2 protein-coding genes are annotated in these 1,938 nt (G+C 70.5%); both read right to left on the bottom strand.

Translation table 11 applies throughout. The features are described from left to right. Window positions 1-55: 55 nt before the first annotated feature. On the bottom strand, window positions 56-1,297 hold the full coding sequence (locus tag AC3XYG_RS37220) for a YeeE/YedE family protein (protein WP_489144942.1): 1,242 nt from the start codon (window positions 1,295-1,297) through the stop codon (window positions 56-58). 110 nt (window positions 1,298-1,407) lie between these two features. Next, on the bottom strand, window positions 1,408-1,938 hold a 531-nt coding region (locus AC3XYG_RS37215; protein ID WP_489144941.1), incomplete at its 5' end, for a YdcF family protein.

Raw genomic sequence — 1,938 nt, 5'->3', positions numbered from 1 at the left:
ACCCTGGTGGCGGGCGATTTCGTGCTGTAGCTGCCGATCGGGGTCGAACGGGCGTTCAGCAGCCGCTCAGCTGCGGCGTCCGTTCGACCTCGAGCGCAAAGGCCGGCCGCAGATACGTGCCGGCGACATTGCCGAAGAAGGCAGCGACCAACCACAGCCAGCCATGCAGGCTGCCCGAGGCGATGCCGGAGAAATAGGCGCCGATGTTGCAGCCATAGGCCAGCCGGGCGCCGTAGCCGAGCAGCAGCCCGCCGACCACGGCGGCGGCGACCTGCCGGCCCGGGATGCGCCAGACCGGGGCGAACCGCCCGGCCAGGGCCGCGGCTAGCAGGGCGCCGAAGACGATGCCGATATCCATCACCGAGGTGACGTCGGCCAGGATGCTGCCGTTCAGCGCCGCCGCCTGCGCCGGCTTGGACCAGTAGGGCCAACTGGCCGGATCGAAGCCGACCAGCGATGCGGCCTTGGAGCCCCACAGCGCGAAGGCGGAGGTGATGCCCCAGGGCCGGCCGGCCAGGGCCAGGGTGGCGAAGTTCAGCAGCGCCAGGGCCACGCCGCCCCAGACCAGCGGCCACGGGCCGCGCAGCACCCGCTGCAACCCGCGCGTCGCCACCGGCTCCGGCGACACCAGGCCGCCATGCCGGCGCCGTTCACGCAGCACGGTCAGCCCGGCGATCGCGGCGAAGACGGCAAGGCTGAGTCCCAGCGCCGGCCACAACCCCAGGCTGTCCACCAGCGACACCGCCGGCAGCGAGGGCTGCGCCACCCACCAGTGCAGATGCGCGGCACCGACCGCCGAGCCGACGATGAAGAAGGCCAGGGTCAGCAGCATGCGGGTCGAGCCGCCGCCGACGGTGTAGAGCGTGCCGGAGGCGCAGCCGCCGCCGAGCTGCATGCCGATGCCGAAGATGAAGGCGCCGACCACGACCGAGACGCCGAGCGGCGAGACATTACCGGCGACCGGCTGGCCGAACAGCGTGCCGGCCGACAGCGCCGGGAAGAACAGCACGACCGCGACGGCCAGCATCACCATCTGTGCCCGCAACCCGGCGCCGCGGCCATCGGCGATGAAGACGCGCCAGGCCGAGGTGAAGCCGAACGCGGCGTGATAGAGCACGAGGCCGAGGGCGGCGCCCAAGGCATAGAGCGCGGCCTGCCGGCCACTGATCTCGGCGGACAGCAGCAGCGCCCCGCCGAGGATGGCCAGCACCGCCAAGCCGGCAACGCGGGCGTTCACGGGCGGCGAAAGGCGCAGGCTCGCATGAGCAGCCCCGCCGGGAAGTGTCACGGTCGACATCAGATCCGGTCCGGAATTCGGCCGCACAGAGAGGCGACCCGATCGTCCATCACATAGTGAATTGGTAAAAAATGTCAAACCCGCGATTTGTACGGATAATTATTGAACAATCAGAACACGGCGACTCCGTACCGGGCGGAATACCAGGCGATCTTGGCGTATTCCTTCACGATGGCCGACCCGTCCTGGCCCTCCAGCATCTCCCAGATCGACCCCACGGGCTCAACCGGCATCGACATCCACTCCGTCTGCGGCATCACCCGGGCGAAGGTGGCGAGCGCCCGGCGGGTGTGGAACCAACTGGTGACGATGATGGCGCGCCGGGCGCCCATCGCCGCCAGAAGCGGGGCGGAGAAGACCGCGTTCTCCCAGGTGCTGTGCGAAGCGCATTCGAGCCGGATGGCGTCTGCGGCCACGCCGGCCTGCACCATGAGATCGCGAATGCCGGTGCAATCGCCGGCGCCGGTGACCAGGACCTGGGGCGCGGCGCCGGTGCGATAGATCTCGGCCGCCCGCCAAGCCCGGCGGGGGCCGTCCCCGCCCAGCACCACGATGACATCCGCCATCGCGTCCGGCGTGCGCACCAGCAGAATCGGCTCAGCCGCCGCCAGGGCAGTCACGACGAGGCCGGCACACGCCAG

Source organism: Inquilinus sp. (assembly GCF_057815775.1).
The sequence above is the reverse complement of the archived record's forward strand: the minus strand, read 5'-3'. Positions and strand labels throughout refer to the sequence as shown.

Coding starts and splice junctions, on each gene's coding strand:
- AC3XYG_RS37220 (WP_489144942.1), bottom strand. CDS start 1,297: ATGTCGACCGTGACACTTCCCGGCGGGGCTGCTCATGCGAGCCTGCGC.